This is a genomic window from Alteromonas sp. H39 (genome assembly GCF_047556435.1).
GTDB lineage: Bacteria > Pseudomonadota > Gammaproteobacteria > Enterobacterales > Alteromonadaceae > Alteromonas.
The window spans coordinates 14,708-37,390 of the sequence record NZ_CP180210.1; the positions used below are offsets into that span (position 1 = coordinate 14,708).

At 48.9% G+C, this 22,683-nt stretch carries 20 protein-coding genes and 1 rRNA gene; 12 read left to right on the forward strand and 9 right to left on the reverse strand.

The window, feature by feature from the left end:
* Positions 1-238: 238 nt before the first annotated feature.
* Positions 239-3,001: a DNA polymerase I gene (gene polA, locus ACLBLI_RS00075; RefSeq protein WP_414829169.1), complete on the reverse strand. Its 2,763-nt coding sequence runs from the start codon at positions 2,999-3,001 to the stop codon at positions 239-241.
* Positions 3,002-3,409: 408 nt separating this feature from the next.
* Here polA and elbB point away from each other — a divergent pair, with 408 nt between their 5' ends.
* Both elbB and ACLBLI_RS00085 read left to right on the forward strand, forming a co-directional pair.
* Entirely contained in the window at positions 3,410-4,063 is a 654-nt protein-coding gene (gene elbB / locus ACLBLI_RS00080) for an isoprenoid biosynthesis glyoxalase ElbB (RefSeq protein WP_414829170.1), read from the forward strand.
* A gap of 316 nt (positions 4,064-4,379) precedes the next feature.
* Positions 4,380-5,831, forward strand: coding sequence for a TrkH family potassium uptake protein (locus ACLBLI_RS00085; protein ID WP_414829171.1), 1,452 nt, complete (start codon positions 4,380-4,382; stop codon positions 5,829-5,831).
* Positions 5,832-5,885: 54 nt separating this feature from the next.
* Here ACLBLI_RS00085 and ACLBLI_RS00090 read toward each other — a convergent pair whose 3' ends face one another.
* From ACLBLI_RS00090 to def, 6 genes are all read right to left on the reverse strand, one after another.
* The gene (locus tag ACLBLI_RS00090) at positions 5,886-6,632 is read right to left on the reverse strand and encodes a complement resistance protein TraT (RefSeq protein WP_414829172.1); all 747 of its coding nucleotides are present in this window, start codon (positions 6,630-6,632) and stop codon (positions 5,886-5,888) included.
* A gap of 48 nt (positions 6,633-6,680) precedes the next feature.
* Complete coding sequence (locus ACLBLI_RS00095) at positions 6,681-6,965, reverse strand: hypothetical protein (protein WP_414831020.1); 285 nt, start codon at positions 6,963-6,965, stop codon at positions 6,681-6,683.
* Positions 6,966-7,495: 530 nt separating this feature from the next.
* Positions 7,496-8,875, reverse strand: a complete 1,380-nt coding sequence (gene trkA, locus ACLBLI_RS00100; protein WP_414829173.1) for a Trk system potassium transporter TrkA — start codon at positions 8,873-8,875, stop codon at positions 7,496-7,498.
* A 24-nt stretch (positions 8,876-8,899) separates the two neighbouring features.
* On the reverse strand, positions 8,900-10,225 hold the full coding sequence (rsmB, locus tag ACLBLI_RS00105) for a 16S rRNA (cytosine(967)-C(5))-methyltransferase RsmB (RefSeq protein ID WP_414829174.1): 1,326 nt from the start codon (positions 10,223-10,225) through the stop codon (positions 8,900-8,902).
* Complete coding sequence (gene fmt, locus ACLBLI_RS00110; protein WP_414829175.1) at positions 10,222-11,178, reverse strand: methionyl-tRNA formyltransferase; 957 nt, start codon at positions 11,176-11,178, stop codon at positions 10,222-10,224. The genes rsmB and fmt overlap by 4 nt, the downstream gene beginning before the upstream one ends.
* Before the next feature lie 9 nt (positions 11,179-11,187).
* Positions 11,188-11,697, reverse strand: a complete 510-nt coding sequence (gene def, locus ACLBLI_RS00115) for a peptide deformylase (protein WP_414829176.1) — start codon at positions 11,695-11,697, stop codon at positions 11,188-11,190.
* A 224-nt stretch (positions 11,698-11,921) separates the two neighbouring features.
* On the opposite strand from def, the gene ACLBLI_RS00120 reads away from it, so the two are divergent.
* From ACLBLI_RS00120 to ACLBLI_RS00150, 7 genes are all read left to right on the forward strand, one after another.
* Positions 11,922-12,983 carry a LysM peptidoglycan-binding domain-containing protein gene (locus tag ACLBLI_RS00120; protein WP_414829177.1) on the forward strand — a complete coding sequence of 354 codons (1,062 nt, stop codon included), beginning with the start codon at positions 11,922-11,924 and terminating at the stop codon, positions 12,981-12,983.
* A gap of 30 nt (positions 12,984-13,013) precedes the next feature.
* Complete coding sequence (gene dprA / locus ACLBLI_RS00125) at positions 13,014-14,138, forward strand: DNA-processing protein DprA (protein WP_414829178.1); 1,125 nt, start codon at positions 13,014-13,016, stop codon at positions 14,136-14,138.
* Position 14,139: 1 nt separating this feature from the next.
* A complete protein-coding gene (locus tag ACLBLI_RS00130) occupies positions 14,140-14,616 on the forward strand; it encodes a DUF494 family protein (RefSeq protein ID WP_218312134.1) in 477 nt (158 codons plus the stop codon).
* Positions 14,617-14,649: 33 nt separating this feature from the next.
* A complete protein-coding gene (locus tag ACLBLI_RS00135) occupies positions 14,650-15,198 on the forward strand; it encodes a topoisomerase DNA-binding C4 zinc finger domain-containing protein (protein WP_414829179.1) in 549 nt (182 codons plus the stop codon).
* A gap of 13 nt (positions 15,199-15,211) precedes the next feature.
* Positions 15,212-15,787, forward strand: coding sequence for a Sua5/YciO/YrdC/YwlC family protein (locus tag ACLBLI_RS00140; RefSeq protein ID WP_414829180.1), 576 nt, complete (start codon positions 15,212-15,214; stop codon positions 15,785-15,787).
* A gap of 3 nt (positions 15,788-15,790) precedes the next feature.
* Positions 15,791-16,726 (forward strand): oxygen-dependent coproporphyrinogen oxidase, encoded by a 936-nt coding sequence (gene hemF / locus ACLBLI_RS00145; protein ID WP_414829181.1) that lies wholly within the window; start codon positions 15,791-15,793, stop codon positions 16,724-16,726.
* A gap of 370 nt (positions 16,727-17,096) precedes the next feature.
* Positions 17,097-17,768, forward strand: a complete 672-nt coding sequence (locus ACLBLI_RS00150) for an OmpW family outer membrane protein (protein WP_414829182.1) — start codon at positions 17,097-17,099, stop codon at positions 17,766-17,768.
* Between the two features lie 49 nt (positions 17,769-17,817).
* Here ACLBLI_RS00150 and ACLBLI_RS00155 read toward each other — a convergent pair whose 3' ends face one another.
* A complete protein-coding gene (locus tag ACLBLI_RS00155; protein ID WP_414829183.1) occupies positions 17,818-18,270 on the reverse strand; it encodes a group II truncated hemoglobin in 453 nt (150 codons plus the stop codon).
* On the opposite strand from ACLBLI_RS00155, the gene aroE reads away from it, so the two are divergent.
* Positions 18,269-19,087, forward strand: a complete 819-nt coding sequence (gene aroE / locus ACLBLI_RS00160) for a shikimate dehydrogenase (RefSeq protein WP_414829184.1) — start codon at positions 18,269-18,271, stop codon at positions 19,085-19,087. The genes ACLBLI_RS00155 and aroE overlap by 2 nt on opposite strands.
* 183 nt (positions 19,088-19,270) lie before the next feature.
* On the opposite strand, the gene ACLBLI_RS00165 is transcribed toward aroE, so the two are convergent.
* On the reverse strand, positions 19,271-19,810 hold the full coding sequence (locus tag ACLBLI_RS00165) for a gamma carbonic anhydrase family protein (RefSeq protein ID WP_414829185.1): 540 nt from the start codon (positions 19,808-19,810) through the stop codon (positions 19,271-19,273).
* Between the two features lie 377 nt (positions 19,811-20,187).
* Here ACLBLI_RS00165 and ACLBLI_RS00170 point away from each other — a divergent pair, with 377 nt between their 5' ends.
* A complete protein-coding gene (locus ACLBLI_RS00170) occupies positions 20,188-20,508 on the forward strand; it encodes a hypothetical protein (RefSeq protein WP_414829186.1) in 321 nt (106 codons plus the stop codon).
* Positions 20,509-21,034: 526 nt separating this feature from the next.
* Positions 21,035-22,567: ribosomal RNA gene (locus ACLBLI_RS00175) — 16S ribosomal RNA — on the forward strand.
* Positions 22,568-22,683 lie beyond the last annotated feature (116 nt).

A 22,683-nucleotide genomic window follows, 5' to 3' on the forward strand; every position in this document is an offset into this window, starting at 1 on the left:
TAATTCGCGCTGAGTAAGCAGACAGTATTGCAGGTTGGTATTCACTTTCAGGCATAAAAAAACCCCGACAAATCGTCGGGGTTAAAGCAAAGGTTTGAAAACAGCTTTCTCACCTCTGTACCCTACGCTTATAAGAGTAACGCAGAGGACAAAAAAGGCAAGAAAAAAGTGTAATTAAATTACCAAAAGGGTAAAAAGTACACGTTTTTATTACGATTTCCTGTAATGAAATTACCTTTTAATGTGCTTCATCCCAGTTTTCGCCGACGCCGGCTTCAACCAAAAGCGGTACTGATAGCGTTGCAGCTTGCTCCATCAGCGCGACGATTTGCTTACAGTGTGCCTCTAATGACGCGTCTTTTATCTCAAAAACCAGTTCATCGTGTACCTGCATCATCATTGAGACATCGTCTACAGCTTCTTTCTGGATCCAGTCGTCCACCTTTATCATCGCTAGCTTGATAACGTCGGCGGCAGTACCCTGCATCGGCGCGTTGATCGCGGCACGTTCGGCACCTTTGCGGCGGGCACCGTTACTGGCTTTGATGTCCGGAAGATAAAGCCGGCGACCAAACACGGTTTCTACATAGCCTTTTTCTTTTGCTGTTGCCCGGGTAGTGTCCATGTATTCCAGAACGCCAGGATAACGTTCAAAGTACAGATCCATATATTTCTGTGCTTCATGACGGGGAATATTCAGCTGCTTTGACAGCCCGAATGCAGACATTCCGTATATCAGGCCGAAATTAATCGCCTTTGCACTGCGGCGCTGTTCAGCTGTGACGTCTTGAAGCGGAACGCCAAAGACTTCTGAGGCAGTTGCTTTGTGTATATCTTTACCTTCAGAGAATGCATCAAGAAGGCCCTTGTCTTTCGACAAATGCGCCATAATGCGAAGCTCTATCTGCGAATAATCGGCCGCTACAATTTTGTAGCCCTTGCGTGGCACAAAGGCTTGACGCACACGACGGCCTTCTTCATTACGGATCGGAATATTCTGCAAATTCGGATCGGTAGAGGAAAGGCGCCCGGTTGCGGTCACGGCCTGATGATATGACGTATGTACCCGGCCGGTGCGGTGATTAATCATCTTCGGCAGTTTGTCAGTGTAAGTATTTTTCAGTTTTGTCAGGCCGCGGTACTCCATAATTTTATGGGGAAGCGGATATTCAAGCGCAAGCTCCTGTAATACATCCTCTGAGGTTGACGGTGCACCTTTCGGCGTTTTCTTAATAACCGGCAGTTCCATCTTTTCAAACAGGATATGCTGAAGCTGTTTGGTTGAGCCCAGGTTGAATGCCTCACCGGCTTCTTCGTGCACTTCTTTTTCGAGCTCAGCGATCCGCGTTGCCAGATTTTGGCTTTGCTGGGCCAGTTGCTGACTATCAATCAGTACACCTAGCTGCTCCATGCGGGAAAGAATGCTGGCCAACGGGACTTCCACGTCGGTTAGCAGTGATTTCAGTTCCGGAAATTCCTGCAGCTTTTCCCACAGCACGAGGTGCAGGCGTAGAGTGATATCCGCATCTTCCGCAGCGTAGGGCGCGGCCTGCTCTAGCGGGATCTGGTTAAAGGTTAGTTGTTTAGCACCTTTACCGGCTATTTCTTCAAAGTGAATGGTCTTGTGGCCTAAATACGCCAGTGCCAGAGAGTCCATGTCGTGTCGTTGCGCCGTGCTATTCAGCACATACGACTCCAGCATGGTATCAAATGCGATCCCGTTAAGTGTGATGTCGTAGTTAGCCAGCACATTTTTATCGTATTTAAGATGCTGCCCGACTTTCTTAACTTCTGGGTCTTCCAGTAACGGCTTCAGAGCAGCCAGCACATAGTCTCTGTCGAGTTGTTCCGGTGCATCCGGATAATCGTGCGCTACTGGCACGTATGCGGCTTCGCCAGGGGCTGTGCAAAAAGAAACTCCCACAAGCTCTGCATCCATATAGTTCAGACTAGTGGTTTCGGTGTCAAAGGCAAACAGAGGAGCAGATTTTAACTTTTCTATCCAGCTCTCAAACGCCGATTGTGTGTATAAGGTTTCGTACTTTGATGTATCAATTGCGTCTTTCGCTTCTTCTTCAACGTCATCGCCTTGTGCTTCAGCTACTGAATCCGCCGCGCTTTCCGCGCTCACCTCAGCATGCCAGCGCTTAAATTCATATTCGGCAAATAGCGAGGCCAATGCATTATTATCGGCTTCAGTCGGGGTCAGGGTTTCCGGAGAGTATTCAAGATCAAGATCGATACTGATAGTGGCAAGCGTATAAGACAACCTTGCCTGTTCTTCGTACTCTTCCATCTTTTTCGCCATGGTTTTTGCACCACGGAAAGACAGCTCTGCGATTTTATCCAGGTTTTTGTAAATGTCATCGATGCCGCCGATACCATTTAATAAGGCCTGTGCACTCTTATCACCAACACCCGGAACGCCGGGTATGTTATCCACCTTGTCACCTTTCAATGCCAGAAAGTCGATAACCAGTTCAGGGGGGATACCAAACTTCTCTTTTACGCCCTCAACGTCCATGACTTGGTTGGTCATGGTGTTAATCAGTGTTACATGCTGATTCACCAACTGCGCCATGTCTTTATCGCCGGTACTGATTAGAGTATCGATGCCTTTTTCTGTCGCGATATGTGCCAGCGTGCCAATCACATCATCGGCTTCCACGCCTGATTCCACTATAATCGGCAGCCCCATAGCTTTAATAATGTCGTGCAGTGGTGCGATCTGACTGGCGAGCTCGTCCGGCATAGGCGGACGGTTTGCTTTGTATTCTTTATAGATGTCATCTCTGAACGTTTTGCCTTTGGCATCAAAGACAACGGCCATGTGGGTAGGGTGATACTGCTTAATCAGACTTTTAAGCATGTTGATCACTCCGTAGATCGCGCCCGTATCCTGTCCTTTAGAGTTTGTCAGCGGTGGCAGTCCGTGGAAAGCACGGAACAGATAAGAAGAGCCGTCAACCAGGACGAACGGCGGCTTTTTATTTGTGGACATAATAGTGATGAGTTCTGTCTTGAAGAAATTAAGCGAAAGGATGCCATAGGGTGGGTGGGATCGCTACCAGTAAGACAGAATATTGCGTTGCGATCTGTGGATAACTTTGTGATCTAAATGAAAATCAACGCAGATCGCCGCGATCAAAAACCGGCTTCTGATCACGCTGAGAGAAAGATATATAAAGGTTTAAATGTACAAAACAGGGATATTCTGAAAGCAGGTATACATTCCGTTGTTTTGTGGATAACTTGGTGAGCGTTGTTTTTATGTTAACCAAGTTGGCCAAGTAATGTAGCATAACAAATCTTCGAAACAACACGATTTGTTAAGAATTTTTTTTGAGCTTCAGGCTATTTTGTAGCCAGAATTTGCATAAGAGAGCATCAATAAGGTCTGGGAGGACATATGAAAAAAGTAGCAGTCATTTTAAGTGGATGTGGCGTGTTTGATGGCGCTGAAATTTATGAAGCTGTACTTACTCTGCTGGCAATTCGTCAACAAGGGGCCAGTTACCAGTGTTTTGCACCTGACAAAGAACAGCTACATGTAGTCAACCACCTTACCGGAGACGTTGCTGAAGGCGAAACCAGAAACGTGCTGACTGAGGCTGCACGGGTGTGTCGTGGCGAAATCAAACCGGTGACAGAATGCAAGGTAGAAGACTTTGATGCGCTGATATTGCCAGGCGGGTTTGGCGCTGCCAAAAACCTGTGTACCTTCGCTGTAGATGGCGCAGAGTCAAAACCAGACGCTGATGTGCTTGCAGTGTGTAAAGCCTTTGCCGATGCACGTAAACCCGCTGGTTACGCCTGTATCGCACCGGCTCTTGCGGCAAGTGTTTATCAGGATGGAGTGAAGTTAACTATTGGCACCGATGAGCCTACGGCCGAGGGAATAAACGCACTGGGCGCCACCCATATCGATTGCGATGTCGACGATGTGGTGATCGATACCGATAAGAAACTGGTCACCACGCCTGCCTATATGCTAGCGGGCGATATTCTTGAGGCACAGGCTGGTTTGGAAAAGATGGTAAAAAGTGTATTAGCGATGAAATAGCACACCATGGTCGTCAGATCGAAGCCTGAAAGGTGCGGCAACGCGGGCAAGTGCCCGTTTTGCTGGTGTTTATAGCGGTATCTGTCGAGTCTCCATGATGCGCCCGTTCCATGAAACGAACGTCATGTGCAACCTTTATACAAGCGTGGATACTGACAAGTCTCGGTTGACACAATTGGCATAGGAATGCGTAAAAATGGGTGAGAATAGGGTTTCTCTTTGCGTCTGCTCCCCGCATAATAGCGTCAGGTAATGGGTTGCCTGTCTGCGTCCGGCGCGTGGATGGAAGATAAATAAGAATAAGGCAAACTGGAACATGCACTATCGTGCAATCGTACGAATATTAGGTCTGTTGGTTGCACTTTTCAGTGTCACCATGATCCCGCCCGCGCTGGTCTCACTGATCTACGAAGACGGCAGCGGTTTGCCATTCATTCTTGCTTTCATACTGTGCGTCATTACCGGTACTGCCTTCTGGTATCCAAATCGCGATCATCGCCGCGATTTGCGTGCGAAAGAAGGTTTTCTCATCGTAGTCTTGTTCTGGACGGTACTGGCCAGCTTTGGTGCCATCCCGTTTATTTTGCTGGAACAACCCAGCATGACGGTTACCGATTCGTTTTTTGAGTCATTCTCTGGTTTAACCACCACCGGTGCCACGGTCATCGAAGGGATCGAGTTTCTGCCTCATTCGGTGCAGTTTTATCGCCAACAACTGCAGTGGCTCGGCGGAATGGGGATCATCGTATTGGCCGTTGCCATTCTGCCAATCCTTGGGGTGGGGGGAATGCAGTTGTATCGCGCAGAAACGCCGGGACCCGTAAAAGACTCGAAGATGACTCCCCGCATTGCCGATACCGCAAAGCACCTCTGGTATATTTATCTCTCTCTTACTACGGCATGTACTATCGCCTACTGGCTTGCCGGTATGAACTGGTTCGATGCGATCTGTCACTCGTTTTCAACCGTTGCTATTGGCGGGTTTTCAAATCACGATGCCAGCCTGGGTTATTTCGACAGTGCGGCAGTGAACGTGGTTTGCTCCGTTTTCCTGCTAATCGCTGCGCTTAACTTTTCTCTGCATTACACTGCGGCCTCTTCGCGCTCATTGAAAGGTTACTGGCAGGATCCTGAAATGAAAGCTTTTTTCGTTATTCAGGCCTCACTTATCATAATTTGCTTTTTGGTGTTAACCCTCTCCGGATATTACACGGATGCCGAAGAGGCGCTGGATCAGGCTATGATTCAGGCAGTGTCTATTAGCACGACCGCGGGATTTGCTACCACCGACTTCGCGTCCTGGCCATCGTTTTTGCCTATTATGCTTATCTTCGCCAGCTTTATTGGCGGCTGTGCCGGCTCTACCGGGGGCGGCTTGAAAGTCATCAGGGTGTTTTTGCTGTTCTTGCAGGGCAAGCGCGAAATCGACCGGTTGATTCATCCCAAAGCAGTGTACGCAGTAAAACTGGGGGAGCGCGCGATGCCTGACAGGGTTGTCGAAGCGGTGTGGGGGTTCTTCTCTGCGTATGCCATCGTGTTTGTGATTATCATGATAGGCCTGATAGCCACCGGGTTGGATAATCTGACAGCGTTTACCGCAACAGCCGCAACCCTGAACAACCTTGGCCCTGGGCTCGGCAGTGTGGCAACGACCTACGCAGAGGTCTCTGATGGCGGTAAGTGGTTGCTGGTAACAGCGATGTTGTTTGGCCGGCTTGAGGTCTTTTCTCTTTTGGTACTGTTTTCACCAACTTTCTGGCGCGGTTAACGTTGCAACACAATGGCCTGAAAACGCACACTGTGTTGCACGTTAAAGCTGGCATCAGAAGAACGATGCCATGGCGTATGCGGTTTTCTCAAACATCATAGGTTGCGCTTCATCGAGCTCAAGGTTTGCTTTGTTTGCCGTTGTCACCACACGCGTACGGTATTCTTTCCGGTTGGATACTTCTGAATAAGTTTGCGTTGAGCCACCGTCATCTGACACTTTCATGTTTACTTTGGTATCTGTACGCACCATTACGCCCTTTCTGGCTCTCTCTTCAATCTGAATATCTGCCACCAACAAGTACGTAACGTCTTTCACCATGGCATTGGCCGCTGTTGAAACCAGGCCACCAATGAGTCCGCCTGCTGCAGCTTGCCGGTATCCGCCGCCAGAAGCATAGGCCAGTGCGGAGCCTGCTGCTACACCCTGAAAGCCGGTTGCCAGGTAGTTTTCTGCTGCAGACGGTGATGCTTTTTCCAGGTTTCTGACAAACACACTCATGGTGTACTGGGCATCATCCGGGCTGTCGACAAAAGTATAGCCGTTGCCACTGTTAGCGATTTGGGTGTTAAGTTCATTTCGAAAGGCATTGCGGTCAAACTCCATGACAGCAGAGCGTACCTCAAGGTATATCTTGCGCTTCTCAGGAGGAACAGGATCGACAAATACCGATGTGGACAGCTTCGTCTGTACATCCAAATCCTTTTTGGCAATAGATGTATGAACGGCTGCGCAGCCAGAGAAAAAGAGCATTACAACGGAAAGAACAGCTATCCTTATGCTTAAAGTCCGTGTAGTCATGATGGTTACCTTATCAATGGATTGTGAGTGCGGGCTTCTGCGTTAAAATCAGTAATACCGCCCGTAGTAACGATAGTAGTACTGACAATTTCTGTATTCTCTCCAGTTGTACCTGAGAAGGTCGCGGCAAGTGTAGCCGGGGCGCCAGTGCGTGCCCTGATATTCGGTTGGTTTTTCGCCTTTCTCCAGCATGCTTTTTATATATGCGTCGACTTCCTCAGGCTTCTCTGCCAAAAACGGCTTATTTAAAACTTCTGCATTGAGTTGTGCCTGCATGCGCGCTAACTCATCGTCATCGGAGGATTGTGATTGTGACGGCGCACTAATAAAAATAAAAAGACAGCAAAGGCTATTGGTAATTAGTTTACTAAAGTGGGTTACGGGAGTGGGCTTCACTATTACCTTCCTCCTTAAAAGTGAACGTGAAGTCATAACTTTAGCGTTGAATGTATAAAAATTAATCATGCGAAGGTATGAATTTAATGTCTACAGCATAACGTGGAAAAAAGGTAGCCGCAGATGCAGTGTTAGGGGGTTTTGCTGTTTTAATATCAGAAGGATAGGACGATGCTGATTACTAAAAAAGTACCAGTTCAGCGAAAGCCAACAGCCTGTTGTACAGAAAGGTATAAATAAATAGCAATTAACCGAGGTAAACGGGCCCGAGCCGTGGTTAGGCATTATTGTAAAATGAGGTGCAATTACGTCGTTTTTGGCAGGCGTGAATATCAATCGCCAATAGATTCTGTCTTACTTAAGGAAGTAAGACGGGCTTGATAAAACGTATCATCCGCCTGTACATATCATACATGCCGATAGGCAAAACAGCGTTTTTCGAGCAAATGGAAAATAGGAAAATGCGGTTAGCCAAAGAAAAAGGCACTTGGCTGAAACAGTTTCTCGACGTCGCCGATGTATTTCTTATTCACCAAAAACAGAATGACGTGGTCGTTGGCTTCAATCACGGTATCGCTATGGGCAATAAGTACCTGTTCATCACGGACGATGGCGCCGATGGTTGTACCAGGCGGCAGCTTGATACTGCCTATTTCGCGGCCCACTACCTTCGACGTGTTTTTGTCGCCGTGAGCGATTGCCTCTATAGCTTCAGCGGCTCCGCGGCGAAGTGAGTACACATTAACTATGTCGCCTCGGCGGATATGCGTTAGCAATGCCGAGATAGTCGCCTGCTGGGGGGAAAAGGCAATATCAATCTCGCCACCCTGAACTAAATCCACATAGGCGCTGCGTTGTATAAGTACCATGGCTTTTTGCGCGCCCATGCGCTTTGCCAGCATCGCAGACATGATATTGGCTTCATCGTCGTTAGTTACCGCGATAAAGGCATCAACTTGCTCAACGCCTTCTTCACTTAATAACTCCGAGTCTGAAGCATCTCCGCAAAACACAATGGTTTTATCCAGATGTGCCGACAGGTATTGCGCACGCTCCTGGCTAAACTCAATCAGCTTTACGTTATGTTTGTGTTCCAGCCGTTTTGCTAGCCCGGCACCAATTAAGCCTCCGCCTGCAATCATGATGCGTTTGTAGCTGGATTCAAGTTTTTGCAGTTCGCTCATGACCGCACGAATGTGTTTGGTAGCGGCAATAAAGAACACTTCGTCGTCGGCTTCTATGACGGTAGTGCCAAGTGGCCGGATAGGGCGTCCACGCCGGTAAATCGCGGCTACCCGGGTTTCGACGTTGGGCATGTGCTCTTTAAGCGCCGAAAGCGCGTGGCCCACCAGCAGACCGCCATAATAGGCCTTTACCGCTACCAGACTGGCTTTGCCATCGGCGAATTCCACAACCTGCAATGCGCCAGGGTAATCAATCAAGCGCTTAATCGCTTTAGTGACCAGCTGTTCAGGGGCAATAATATGATCAACAGGGATATCCTGTTGTTTATATAGTTGTTCCTGATAAATGATGTATTGCTCTGAGCGTACGCGGGCGATTTTTGTGGGGGTTTTAAACAGGCTGTAGGCAACCTGACAGGCCAACATGTTACTTTCATCACTATTGGTTACGGCGATAAGCATGTCAGCATCTTCGGCACCGGCTTTACGCAGCACATCCGGGTGTGAACCTACTCCAGTGACAACCTGGAGATCGAGTCTGTCCTGCAAGGCGCGAAGCGTGTTGGGATCAGAATCAATGACGGTGATTTCATTTTTCTCACCTACCAGGTTTTCGGCTAAAGTGCCGCCAACTTGTCCTGCGCCGAGAATGATGATTTTCATTGATGCCGTTCGCGCCTGTGCTTGTTATTCCTGTCCGGTAGACTTTACCAGCCTCGCATAATAGAAACCATCCATTTGTTGCTCACCCGGCAGGATTTGCCAGCCAGGAGCCGTCTCAGTTTCATTTTGCTTAAGAGGTTGCAACGTTGCGTCCTGATGTCGCGACAGAAATTGTGCGACTTGACCACTATTTTCCGATGGCAATATTGAGCAGGTGGCGTATATCAGCGTACCGCCGGGTTTGAGTATCGACCACATCGCATCGAAAATTTGTGACTGCAGTGTCGTTAATGCTTGTATATCGGCCGGTTTACGCAACCAGCGAATGTCCGGATGGCGGCGGATAACGCCGGTAGCAGAGCAGGGCGCATCCAGCAATATACGGTCAAAGTAAGTGCCATCCCACCAGGTGTCGGGAGCAGAGGCATCCGCGCAAAGCACGGTAGGACGATGGCCCAGCCGCGCCATGTTTTCCTTCACACGAGCTAACCTGCTGTCATCTGCATCCAGCGCTACGCATTCTGCGATATCACCGCAATACTCTATGATATGCCCGGTTTTGCCACCCGGCGCAGCACAGCAGTCCAGGATCCGCTCACCCGGTTGTGGCGCCAGAAACGCAGCAGCATATTGAGCCGCACCATCCTGTACAGCAAACCAGCCCTGATTGAAGCCGGGCAGAGTTGTGACATCGTGTCGATTGGTAAGAATAACCGCGTCAGGATGGCTGGCAGGACAGGAGTAGCTGATATTAAGCGCATCCAGAGACTCGCAAAACGCGGCGAGCGTGGCTTTCTGTTTGTTTACGCGCAGCCATAAAGGTGCTGGCTGATTGCTGTTAAGTAAAATGTCTGCTGCGTTGTCCGGGTAGTGCTGATGAATCAGTTTGAAAAGCCATTTTGGCATGCCGCTTTGAATAACCGGATCATCAATAGGTCTGGATGCCAGTTGCTGGCGCGTGAAATTACGCAAGATAGCGTTTACCAGACCTTTGAGCTTAATACCACCGAGATAAGAGGCAGCGTTTACCGTTTCAGCCACTGCGGCATGCTCTGAAACACGCGTGAACGTGAGCTGATATAACCCCAGCATGATCAGGTGCTCGATCGCCTTTTTGTCGCCTTTCAGCGGACGGTCAAGCAGAGTTCGCAGCCACGATTGCAAAAGTGGAACCTGTCGTAACACCCCAAGCGCCATTTCCTGAATCCAGGCATTATCTTTGGCGTTGTGGCGCCGCTGCACTTTTGCGAGTACATCTCTGGATGACCGGCCCTGTTCAAGGATCTGATAAATCACCCACGCACAATCAGCGCGCAGGTTTTTTTGTTTCGGCAATGGGATAGATTTCATCGTGGATAATCGGGGTCAAGCAGCGTGCCGGGAGAGAACCACGGGCCTCTCGCGTTCATAACGTCAGCAGCAGACATCGCTTTTTTCCCCGGAATTTGCAGCCTGTCGATAGACAGTACGCCATCTCCGGTAGCGATAACAATGCCTTTTTTATCAGCGCGAATAACGGTGCCTGGCGCTTCATCCGACGCTTCAGCAAGTACGGAGGCATCCCAAATTTTGAGGTTATTGCCCTCTGCAACGGTCCAGGCTACCGGCCAAGGATTAAAAGCACGAACATTACGTTCAAGTTGTTTGGCGGGAAGATGCCAGTTTATGCGTGCTTCGTCTTTGGACAACTTTTTCGCGTAGCTTGCCTGCGTGTCGTCTTGTTTCTCAGGAGCAAATGAGGAGAGGTTATTCACTACGTTAACCAGCGCGGCCGGCCCCAACTCTGCCAGCTTTTCGTAAAGCGTTGCGCTGGTATCGCCACTTGCGATAGGTAGTCTGGCAATATCCAGCATGTCACCGGTATCCAGTCCCTCATCCATTTGCATGATCGTCACGCCCGTTTCTTCATCCCCAGCCCAGATCGCCCGCTGTATAGGAGCGGCTCCACGCCACTTTGGTAAAATTGAACCGTGAACATTGATACAGCCGTGCCGAGGTGTGTCTAAGACCGCTTTTGGTAACAGTAAACCGTACGCTACTACCACCATGAGGTCGGCGTTAAACGCGGCAAGTTCAGATTGTGCCAGGTCACTTTTTAATGACGCCGGCTGCATAACCGGAAGGTCATGTGCTTCCGCAAGCACCTTTACCGCGCTGGGGGTGAGCTTTTTACCGCGACCTGCCGGGCGATCAGGTTGGGTGTAAACCGCCACTATCTCGTGATCTGAAGCGATAAGCGCGTCGAGATGTTTCGCTGCAAAATCCGGTGTACCGGCAAAAATAATTCGCAATTTTTCAGTCACTCTCAGGCCTTAGGCTCGTGCTGCCAGACGCGCTTCTTTCTCAAGCTTTTTGCGGATACGCTGACGCTTAAGCGGTGACAGGTAGTCAACAAACAGTTTGCCTTTCAGATGGTCAAGCTCATGTTGAATGCAAATTGCCAGTAGGCCGTCCGCTTCCAGCTCAAAAGGCTGACCTTCCGCGTCAAGTGCCTTAACCGTAATAGATTCTGCTCGCTCAACTTTCGCATAGTTTCCCGGTACCGACAGGCAGCCTTCTTCACTAATGGTGCTGCCTTCCTTTGAAGTGATTTCCGGATTGATGAAAACGCGAGGCTGATCTTGCTCTTCGGAAACATCCATCACAACCACCTGAACGTGGCGGTCTACCTGAGTGGCTGCCAGACCAATGCCGTTCTCTTCCTTCATGGTTTCGAACATATCAGCAACCAGTTGCTTGATTTCATCGTCTACAGACTCTACCGGCTTCGCTACGGTGCGAAGTCGCTCGTCGGGAAAACTTAATACTTCTAATATGGCCATCTGTCGTTTGCTATACCTTTCTCTTGTATAAATAAATATACGATCTAACTGTCAGCACTATTTACTGTGTGTTTTGAGCTACTATTCTAACGTAAATAGACCCTTTACGCGCAGTTTTTTCCGTTACACTGAATAAGATCGCCTGTTTGCCGATATAGTATCAGCTGAACGAAAATTCAACAGTAGTCTGAATTAGCGCCATTCGAAACAGAAGGTGAGAAACGTTGAGAAAATTCACTTTAAAAACGCTGCTGGCAGTATTGCTGACACTGCCGGCGATGATATCGCTGGCGGTAACGCTGAAAAATGATGCGCCCGAAACTTACACCGTAAAAAAGAATGATACGTTGTGGGATATTGCCAGTTTGTACTTGGACAAGCCCTGGTTATGGCCGGAGTTATGGCGTAACAATACCCAAATTGTAAACCCGCATCTGATTTATCCAGGTGACGTACTGCGTATTCGCATGGTTGACGGCAAACCGGTTATGGAAGTGGTAAGAGACAAAAAGCGCATGACTCTGACCCCTGAAATGGTCAAAGAGAACAAGCCTTCGCCTATTGGTATGCTGCCCTGGTCGGCCATCGCAGTCTATGTTGATCAAAACGAAATTATCAGTGAAGACGCATACGACATGCTTCCGTATCTGTTGGGTAACCAGTCGGCGTCGCTCAACTTTGTAACTGACGATGTCGTGCTCAGCCGTCGCTATGGCCGTCCCGACGATCAGTATCGCGTCGTCCGTAAGCAGTCTACTATTCGTAATCAGGAAGGCGAAGTCCTGGGAATTCAAATTCATCATGTGGCTGATGCCACCATGCTGGAAGAGTCCGCGGGCACGCAATGGCTGGTAAAGGTTGATGATTCAAACTTTGAAGCCCGGCGAGGAGACCGCCTGTTCTCAGGTGAGTTTACTGATGCTCAGGATATGGTACTGCAAGCCGCCACAGAACAACGTGGTCATGTTATTGGCAACTTGCACCAGCATGATCTGCTGGGTAAACATGATGTGGTTATCGTGGATCTGGGCGCCAATGACGTATCTCCGGGAACGGTAATGGGATTATACGCACAAGGCCCTGACATTATCGATGGTGAAGAGCCACGCTATGCCAGCGAAAGCAATGTGGTAAGAAGCGTATTTAACGATGGAAGCACTGTTCAGCAACCTGCGCTGAAAGTGGGCGAAGTCATAGTATTTAAAACATTTGCTAAAGCGAGTTACGGCATCATTACCCGTACGAATGGGGTAGTGAAAAACGGTTTTATTGTCGCAAAACCGTAATCGGAGTGCCGTACTCAATCAGGGTACGGCATGATGACAAGTCATACATTATCGCCAGCGCAGTCCGCCTGGCTTTTTTTATCTTCAAATTCCAAAGTGCAGCCCGCACAGTGGACCGCAGCGTTATCCCATTACGGTGTAACTGCCGAACAACTCGCTGCTCTGGCCGATTCGCCTGACGTACAAAAGCACCTGGAGCCGGCGCTGGCAGAGGCGTTGAAGCAATGTAACGATGCCTTAATAAAACGCACTGACGGGTGGCTGCGCCAGTCAGAAAAGCATCATATCGTCACGCCGGGTGACAGCGACTATCCGGCATTATTCGGCACACTGATCCATCAACCGCTAGCACTGTTTGTGAATGGCAACCCACAGCAACTCCTCAAGCCGCACCTGGCGATTGTTGGCAGTCGGCGGGCCACACATACAGGGAAAGATACTGCTTATAATCTGGCTCGCGCATTAAGCGAAAGCGGGATCAGTGTGGTCAGTGGTCTGGCACAGGGCATCGATAGTGCTGCGCACCGGGGGGCGCTGTCGGGGGAAGGAAACACGATCGCTTTTGTTGGTACAGGCCCCGATAGTATTTATCCGGCCCAGAACCGTGCACTGCATAACGATATCATTGCTAGTAATGGTTGCGTGATAAGTGAGTATCCTCCCGGTACGCCGCCGCGACGCTACCATTTTCCTCGCAGAAACCGGCTAATCGCAGCGATAGCGATGGGAGTATTGGTGGTAGAGGCAAAAATTAAGAGCGGCACCTTGATAACTGCGAATTTGGCCGCAGATATGGGCAAGGATGTTTTTGCCGTACCGGGAAACATCACCAACTCCATGTCTGAAGGTTGTCACCAGTTGATACAGCAGGGCGCTAAGCTGGTAACCTGTGTGAAAGACATTCTTGAGGAATTTCCAGCATTGGCGCCTGGCCCGGTAATAAGCGGACAAAACAGCAATCAAAAAAGTGAAGCGAATCGCTTGGCAACCGATAAATTATTAGATAGTGTGGACTTAGACGTCACACCTGTAGACGTTATAGCCGAACGCAGCACCTTGCCAGTATCAGCAGTAATGGCAGCATTACTAGAATACGAGTTGCGTGGTTTGGTAACCGCCGTCCCAGGAGGTTACGTTAAATTGAGGGGGAAATAACATGTTCGACATCCTCATGTATCTGTTTGAGAACTTCATTCATAGTGAAACTGAAATCCGTGTTGATCAGGACGAGTTGACTGATGAACTGGTGCGCGCCGGTTTTCACCATGATGAAATCTACAAGGCTCTGGCATGGCTGGAAAAGCTGGCGGCTTTGCAGGAAACAGATATCAAACCTTACTTTTGCAAGGGCTTCAGCTCCAGCTTAAGCCGGATTTACACGCATGAAGAAGAGATGCGCCTTGATGTTGAGTGTCGGGGGTTTCTGCTGTTTCTGGAGCAGGTTGGTGTACTCGATGCGTCTACCCGTGAGATGGTAATAGACAGGGTTATGGAAATCGATTCCAAGGAATTTTGTCTGGAAGATCTCAAATGGGTGGTGCTGATGGTGCTGTTCAATGTGCCTGGAAAAGAAAATGCGTATGCGCAAATGGAAGATTTATTATTTGAAGAGTCAGATGGCGTACTGCACTAAGCTCGCGCTGCGCCAGCCTGTCTGGCGCTAACTATGTCAAAAATAGATCATTCCCTGTTCAGTGCACATGAACATGCGCTTGAGCATGCATTAGGCGAATGCCCGGAATGTGGTAAGCCGTTGCAGATCCGTAACAGTAAAGCTGGCCCATTTGTAGGCTGTACGGGCTACCCTGACTGTCACTTCAGTAAACCGCTACATGATACCCAAACTACCGTTTTAAAAGTCATGGAAGGCAGCCATTGCCCTCAGTGTGACTCTCCGATGGCGTTGAAAAAAGGGCGCTATGGGATGTTTATAGGGTGTACCCGCTTTCCTGATTGTCATCACATCGAGCCTATCAAACAGCAGGAAGATACCAAGATTACGTGTCCAAAGTGCAAGAAGGGGCATTTGATTGAGCGCACCAATAAGTATGGTAAACGGTTTTTTTCCTGTAACGATTATCCTAAATGTCGATATGTGCTAAATTTCCCGCCAGTACAGGCACAATGTCCTGAATGTGGCTGGGGAGTGCTGATTGACAAAAAAGGTCAGAAGCAGTGTCCGCAACCCACCTGTGGCTATAAAGAAGTAATTTAGAGTTCCTATTCTCATGCAAGAACAGTCTACACATTCTGACAACAGCAATGATCCGGTTGTTGACGCTTTTAAAGCGGGCTCACTGATTGTTTACCCTACCGAAGCGGTGATGGGAATAGGCTGTGATCCCGATAACGAAGACGCAGTAAACCAATTGCTCGCACTTAAGCAGCGTCCGGTTGAAAAAGGCGTCATTCTTATCGCGGCTACCTATTCACAGTTACTGCCCTACGTGAATGACGATGCTATCGGTCTCGACAGACGCACAGAGATTTTTTCAAGCTGGCCCGGCCATATCACCTGGGTGTTGCCGAAGGCAAAATCAACGCCAGCTTGGCTTAGCGGTGAATTCGACAGCATTGCGGTCCGGGTAACATCACACCCGGTAGTATGCGAGCTTTGCCATAAGCTGGGTAAGCCGTTAGTTTCTACCAGCGCGAACCTTAGCGGTCAGCCTCCTGCAATGTCAGTAGATGAAGCGAAGGCTGTATTTGGCGACAGCGTGTTTTATGTAGAGGGACCGTTAGGCGGACGCGATAAACCCAGTGTTATCAAAGATGGCGCTACCGGAAAAATTATCAGGGGATAACCCATGACCTCACCAACCACAGAACTCACTGAGCTGGATACCACCGTTGCGATTGAACAGGTAAAAATGTATCTGTTGGCATTGCAGGACAATATTTGCCAGACACTGGAACTGGTTGACGGTAAAGGCCATTTTGTTGAAGACGCGTGGGAACGGGAAGCCGGCGGTGGTGGCCGTTCGCGGGTGTTAAAAAATGGCGCAGTGATAGAGCAGGGGGGAGTGAACTTTTCCCATGTGCATGGCGATGCGATGCCTGCTTCAGCAACGGCCTCTCGACCCGAGCTGGCAGGACGAAGCTTTCAGGCGATGGGCGTATCGCTGGTTATTCATCCGCATAACCCCTATGTGCCAACTTCTCACGCTAATGTTCGCTTCTTTATTGCAGAGAAACCGGGTGAAAAACCGATCTGGTGGTTCGGCGGTGGCTTCGATCTTACCCCGTTTTACCCGTTCAAAGATGATGTTGTGCACTGGCATGATGTCGCTAAAAAAATCTGCGCACCATATGGCGACGGCGTCTATCCAACCTATAAAAAGTGGTGTGATGACTACTTTTACCTTAAACATCGCAATGAAACCCGTGGTGTCGGCGGCCTGTTTTTCGATGATCTGAATGAGTGGGGATTCGAACAAAGTTTTGCGTTTATGCAGGCAGTGGGCAATGGTTTCCTCGACGCATATGTTCCTATTGTGGAACGCAGGAAAAAGACCGACTTTACGCGGCGTGAACGGGATTTTCAGCTTTATCGCCGCGGGCGCTATGTCGAGTTTAACCTGGTATATGACCGGGGAACCTTATTTGGCTTGCAGACCGGTGGTCGAACAGAGTCTATACTGATGTCGATGCCGCCACTGGCACGTTGGGAATACAATTTTACGCCTGCGCCGGGAAGCGCTGAAGAAAAGCTGGCCGGATGGCTTCAGCCCACTGACTGGTAAACAATGACGTGCGGTGCAGCCGCATTTCTGTCACCTACGTTATGGCCGATTGCTTGCACTTTTTCTGTGTACTGCTCGCCGACTATGTCATTCAGATATCTGCTTCCAGTCGTTGGATTGGGGCGCCATTATCTCGTGTCATTTCACGTAGGTTATCGTTTTGTAACTCCTATCTGCTGCAAATCTCCGTCAGACAGTAGCTCACGCCACAGTGTCTGGTTAAAAAAGCGTTTGCACAGCGGTAAATTGACCTGGATCAATCAGGTAAGCTACTGCGCTATAACGTGTTTTTAACCTTGTTTCAGATCAATGTTTTCACGCCGTTCCGGGATTAGAGTTGCTTCATCAACGAAAACCGGGAAAACACACCATGAAAAAAACTATTATCACCAGCTGTGTCGCTGCAGCCCTTCTCAGCACAAACGCAGTTGCTCACCAAGCGGGCGATATTATCGTGCGGGGTGGCTTGACTACCGTTGCACCCGACGAGTCTACGTCTAACATTATCGTGGGCAGCGGCGATCTGGGTGTCGATCTTGCTATCGATAACGACACGCAAGTGGGTCTGAACCTGGCTTACTTCATAACCGATAAAATCAACATTGAGCTACTGGCAGCAACACCATTTAAGCATGATGTTGACTTTGGTGTTGTGGATCCGCTGGGCACAGGCAATCAGTTGGGCGAAGTGACTCATCTGCCTCCCACTGTCACCGTTAACTATTACTTCAACGATGCGTCGTCGGCGTTTCAGCCATACGTAGGTGCTGGCGTCAACTACACCTTTATTTTTGACGAAGAGTTCACCGGTGCGAATGAAGAAGCAGGGCTTGCGGACTTGTCACTGGATAATTCATTTGGTTTGTCAGCGCAGGTGGGGATGGATTACATGTTGGATAAAAACTGGCATATCAATGCGTCCGTTCGTTGGATTGATATTGATACAGAAGCCTCATTTAACCTGGCGGGAACGGATGGAAAGGTAGGCGATATCGACATCGACCCCTGGGTATACACCGTGTCAGTAGGTTACACATTCTAATAGCCTGAGTACCTGTTTTGCAGTTTGCACTACTGCCCCCTGGCCCTCTTTACTGAGGGTCATTTTTATCTTCGGTGTTTACCATATGGTCTGCCAGCGTATCTAGTGCGTTTAATAGCTTCTCCGCCAGTTGCACATCCGTGACCGTTTCATACATTGCTTTTCTCATACAGTACATCCACTGTGCTTTAAGTGTAGGGGTGACCGTAAATGGCAAGTGTCGGGCCCGAAGTCTGGGGTGTCCACGTTCTTTTTCATAATGAGTAGGGCCGCCCAGCCACATCATCAAATACAAGAAGAACGCATGCCGAATGCGTTCAAGTGGTTGTGGGTGAATTGCGTACAGGTCCGCTACCATGGGGTCTGAACTCATGATATCGTAGAATCTGTTTGCCAATTGGTGAACTGCTGGCTCTCCACCGATAGCGTCGAAGGGGGTAGCTGGTTTTTTCAAACGCGCTGCCGAGTCCGATTCTCGTTTAAAGAAGTTTAAGAGGCCCATGAAGAAATTTGCCGTTTTTGGTAATCCAATAGCTCATAGTGTATCACCGACTATTCACCAAATGTTCGCCAAAAACAGTGGGGAAACCATTAGCTATGAAAAGGTTCTGGTGCCTCTGGATAACTTTGAGCAGGCATTATCCAGCTTCTTTTCTGATCCTCTGGCAATGGGCTGTAACGTAACGGTGCCTTTCAAGCAACAGGCGTTTGAGCTGGCCTCCGATAATTCGCCTGCAGCGAGCGCAGCGCAAGCCGTAAATACGCTGTCTAAAGACAGTGCGGGCAACATTCATGGCTACAATACTGACGGAATGGGATTGGTCCGCGATCTTATTGCTCACGGTACCGAACTGAAAAATAAACGTATTCTGCTCATTGGTGCTGGTGGGGCAGCACGCGGCGCGATTATGCCTCTGATTGAAGAACGTCCTGCTTCTATTGCGGTGTTTAACCGCACTCACTCAAACGCTAAAGAGATGGTGGATACGCTGTCTCATGATCGTCTTTCGGTGATAGACAAAGATAACCTGAATGACTTCGCTGCAGATATTGTCATTAATTCCACTTCGGCCAGTTTAAGCCATACACTACCCGATGGCGTCAGCCCGCAACTATTTGCACGTTGTGAACTGGCTTATGATATGGCTTACGGAAAGAGCCGTACGGTATTTATGGAATATGCGATGCAACATGGAGCCAGAAAACAGCTGGATGGACTCGGTATGCTGGTGGAACAGGCCGCCGCGGCGTTTACTATCTGGACTGACAAATCCCCTGACACGGCACCGGTCATTCAGTATTTACGGGACAATGCCTGATATAGCAGCACGGTTTGACGTTGTTCTCCCCTTAGTTAACTCCGCTAGCCTGTATCGCGGAGAAAACAAAGCTAATGCGCCTGTAGCGAAAGAAGAAGTGATCACTCTTTCTGTTGCACCCGTGGATGCCCGCTCAGACCTGTGACATGTGTTTGCCAACTTCTCAAAGGCATTCTTTCTTGCTTACGTTTCCTCTTCTTTTAGGTAGTCATTCTTTAACTCCACATAGTTCACCGCTGACTGAGCAAGAAAGGCCATTTCCTTGTCATTGAGCCGACGTTTCTTGGTCATCGGATTCCCCACATATAAATAGCCACTTTCTAATGTTTTATTGGGAGGTACCAGAGTGCCTGCGCCAATGAAAACATCGTCCTCTACAGTCACGTTGTCCATTATTATAGCGCCCATCCCTACCAATATGCGGTCACCGAGCTTGCAGCCATGCAGCATACACTGATGCCCTATCGTGACATCGTCACCGATAACCAGAGGATAGCCGTCAGGTAGACCCGGGGTTTTTCGGGTCACGTGTAACACCGTGCCATCCTGTACGTTGGTTCTTTTTCCTATTGTAATGGTATTGACGTCACCCCGTGCGGCAACCAGAGGCCAGATACTTGAATCATCGCTAATGGTGACATCACCGACAATAACCGCTGACTCGTCTATATAACAACGTTCACCTGTTTGCGGAGTAACTCCTTTATAGCTACGAATAGGCATAACTGCTCCTTTGTGGATTCTGACTATGAGTACAGGTTACGCGAAAATCGGAGTCAGTTACATTGAGACTCGTTGAAATGTGCTGTGATAAAAATTCAGATAACGGGATAGGGTAATCAACCACAATAGCGAAACGTAATTAACGATTTTCAACCCAGATAGCGCAAGGGTTAGGAGAATCGAAAAGAGTGGATGCTGTTACGCGCAATTTGATTCTCGCGACAGAGCTAAATACAACCTGGAATGGTAAACGGTAAAACCTTCAATAAAGGACATAGATAATAGGGGGGCTGCCAGTAGGGATGAATTATCAACAAATAGAGAGGATTGATAAACTAATCTACTTCTTAGGAATACCCTCTGGCGTAGTAGTAACAATGATAAGAAATACGGGTTACGATCTTCATTCGTGGACAGAAACATTTCTAGGCAGTTATCCCAGCTTTATCTTCGTTCTGGGAGGCGCGGTCATCATTAAGCGCCTTCGAAACCGACTAACCTTTAAAACACTTACCACTTTCACAGCGGGGGCTATTACTTACGAATGGAGTCAGCGCTACACGAATGGCGTATTCGATTTGAACGATTGCATCGCCATAGGGTTAGCAGCAGCAATTCTGTATAGCCTTATACATGTCGGCTTTGGTGAAGTTCCACGTAAAAACGAAGAAAAAACACCCGAACTGAGCAGTAACTAAACAAACAAACACGATAAAACACTTTTTTCAAAATAAGTGTTGACGCTGACACTAAAATCTCTAAAATGCGCCTCCGCTTCGACGGGAAAGTCAAACGGCCTACCGAAAAAGCTAGTCACCACTAACTTTTTAAGTCAATAGTGGTGAGGGTTCCAAGAAAAAGCTTTTGAAAATAAATTTGAAAAAGCGGTTGACTTAGAACTCAGGCAGCGTAAAATGCGCGCCTCGCTTCAGGGAGATGCAACGGCAACGACTTGAAGAGTTTTCAGCAAGACGCTTTAGAAAATAACTTTCAAAAAGATGTTGACACTGAAAACGAAAGGCGTAGAATGCGCGTCCCGCTTCAGGGGGAACCACTGAGGCAATGCTGAGTAAGAAGTTCTGAAAAGCACGCCAATCGGCAAGTCCGATTGTCGAAAATGTTCTTTAACAATCTATAACAAGACAATCTGTGTGGGCACTCGTTAAGAGTGTCAACAACGACGATTCATATTTTGTTAGTTTTTTAAAACTAACATTTCGATTTTAATTGAAGAGTTTGATCATGGCTCAGATTGAACGCTGGCGGCAGGCCTAACACATGCAAGTCGAACGGTAGCAGGATGTGCTTGCACATCGCTGACGAGTGGCGGACGGGTGAGTAATGCTTGGGAACTTGCCTTTGCGAGGGGGATAACAGTTGGAAACGACTGCTAATACCGCATAATGTCTTCGGACCAAACGGGGCTTAGGCTCCGGCGCAAAGAGAGGCCCAAGTGAGATTAGCTAGATGGTGAGGTAAAGGCTCACCATGGCGACGATCTCTAGCTGTTCTGAGAGGAAGATCAGCCACACTGGGACTGAGACACGGCCCAGACTCCTACGGGAGGCAGCAGTGGGGAATATTGCACAATGGGGGAAACCCTGATGCAGCCATGCCGCGTGTGTGAAGAAGGCCTTCGGGTTGTAAAGCACTTTCAGTTGTGAGGAAAAGTTGGTAGTTAATACCTGCCAGCCGTGACGTTAGCAACAGAAGAAGCACCGGCTAACTCCGTGCCAGCAGCCGCGGTAATACGGAGGGTGCGAGCGTTAATCGGAATTACTGGGCGTAAAGCGCACGCAGGCGGTTTGTTAAGCTAGATGTGAAAGCCCCGGGCTCAACCTGGGACGGTCATTTAGAACTGGCAGACTAGAGTCTTGGAGAGGGGAGTGGAATTCCAGGTGTAGCGGTGAAATGCGTAGATATCTGGAGGAACATCAGTGGCGAAGGCGACTCCCTGGCCAAAGACTGACGCTCATGTGCGAAAGTGTGGGTAGCGAACAGGATTAGATACCCTGGTAGTCCACACCGTAAACGCTGTCTACTAGCTGTGTGTGAATTTAATTCGTGCGTAGCGAAGCTAACGCGCTAAGTAGACCGCCTGGGGAGTACGGCCGCAAGGTTAAAACTCAAATGAATTGACGGGGGCCCGCACAAGCGGTGGAGCATGTGGTTTAATTCGATGCAACGCGAAGAACCTTACCTACACTTGACATGCAGAGAACTTTCCAGAGATGGATTGGTGCCTTCGGGAACTCTGACACAGGTGCTGCATGGCTGTCGTCAGCTCGTGTCGTGAGATGTTGGGTTAAGTCCCGCAACGAGCGCAACCCTTGTCCTTAGTTGCCAGCATTCAGTTGGGCACTCTAAGGAGACTGCCGGTGACAAACCGGAGGAAGGTGGGGACGACGTCAAGTCATCATGGCCCTTACGTGTAGGGCTACACACGTGCTACAATGGCATTTACAGAGGGAAGCAAACTTGCGAGAGTAAGCGGATCCCTTAAAGAATGTCGTAGTCCGGATTGGAGTCTGCAACTCGACTCCATGAAGTCGGAATCGCTAGTAATCGCAAATCAGAATGTTGCGGTGAATACGTTCCCGGGCCTTGTACACACCGCCCGTCACACCATGGGAGTGGGATGCAAAAGAAGTAGTTAGTTTAACCTTCGGGAGAACGATTACCACTTTGTGTTTCATGACTGGGGTGAAGTCGTAACAAGGTAACCCTAGGGGAACCTGGGGTTGGATCACCTCCTTACCAAAATGTCGACATTGACACACTTGATGCAGTGCCTACACAGATAGTCTTGTTATATTGCCATTACTCTTGGAGTAAAGGTGATTTAACTATGCCTGAACATATTTGCTTAGCAA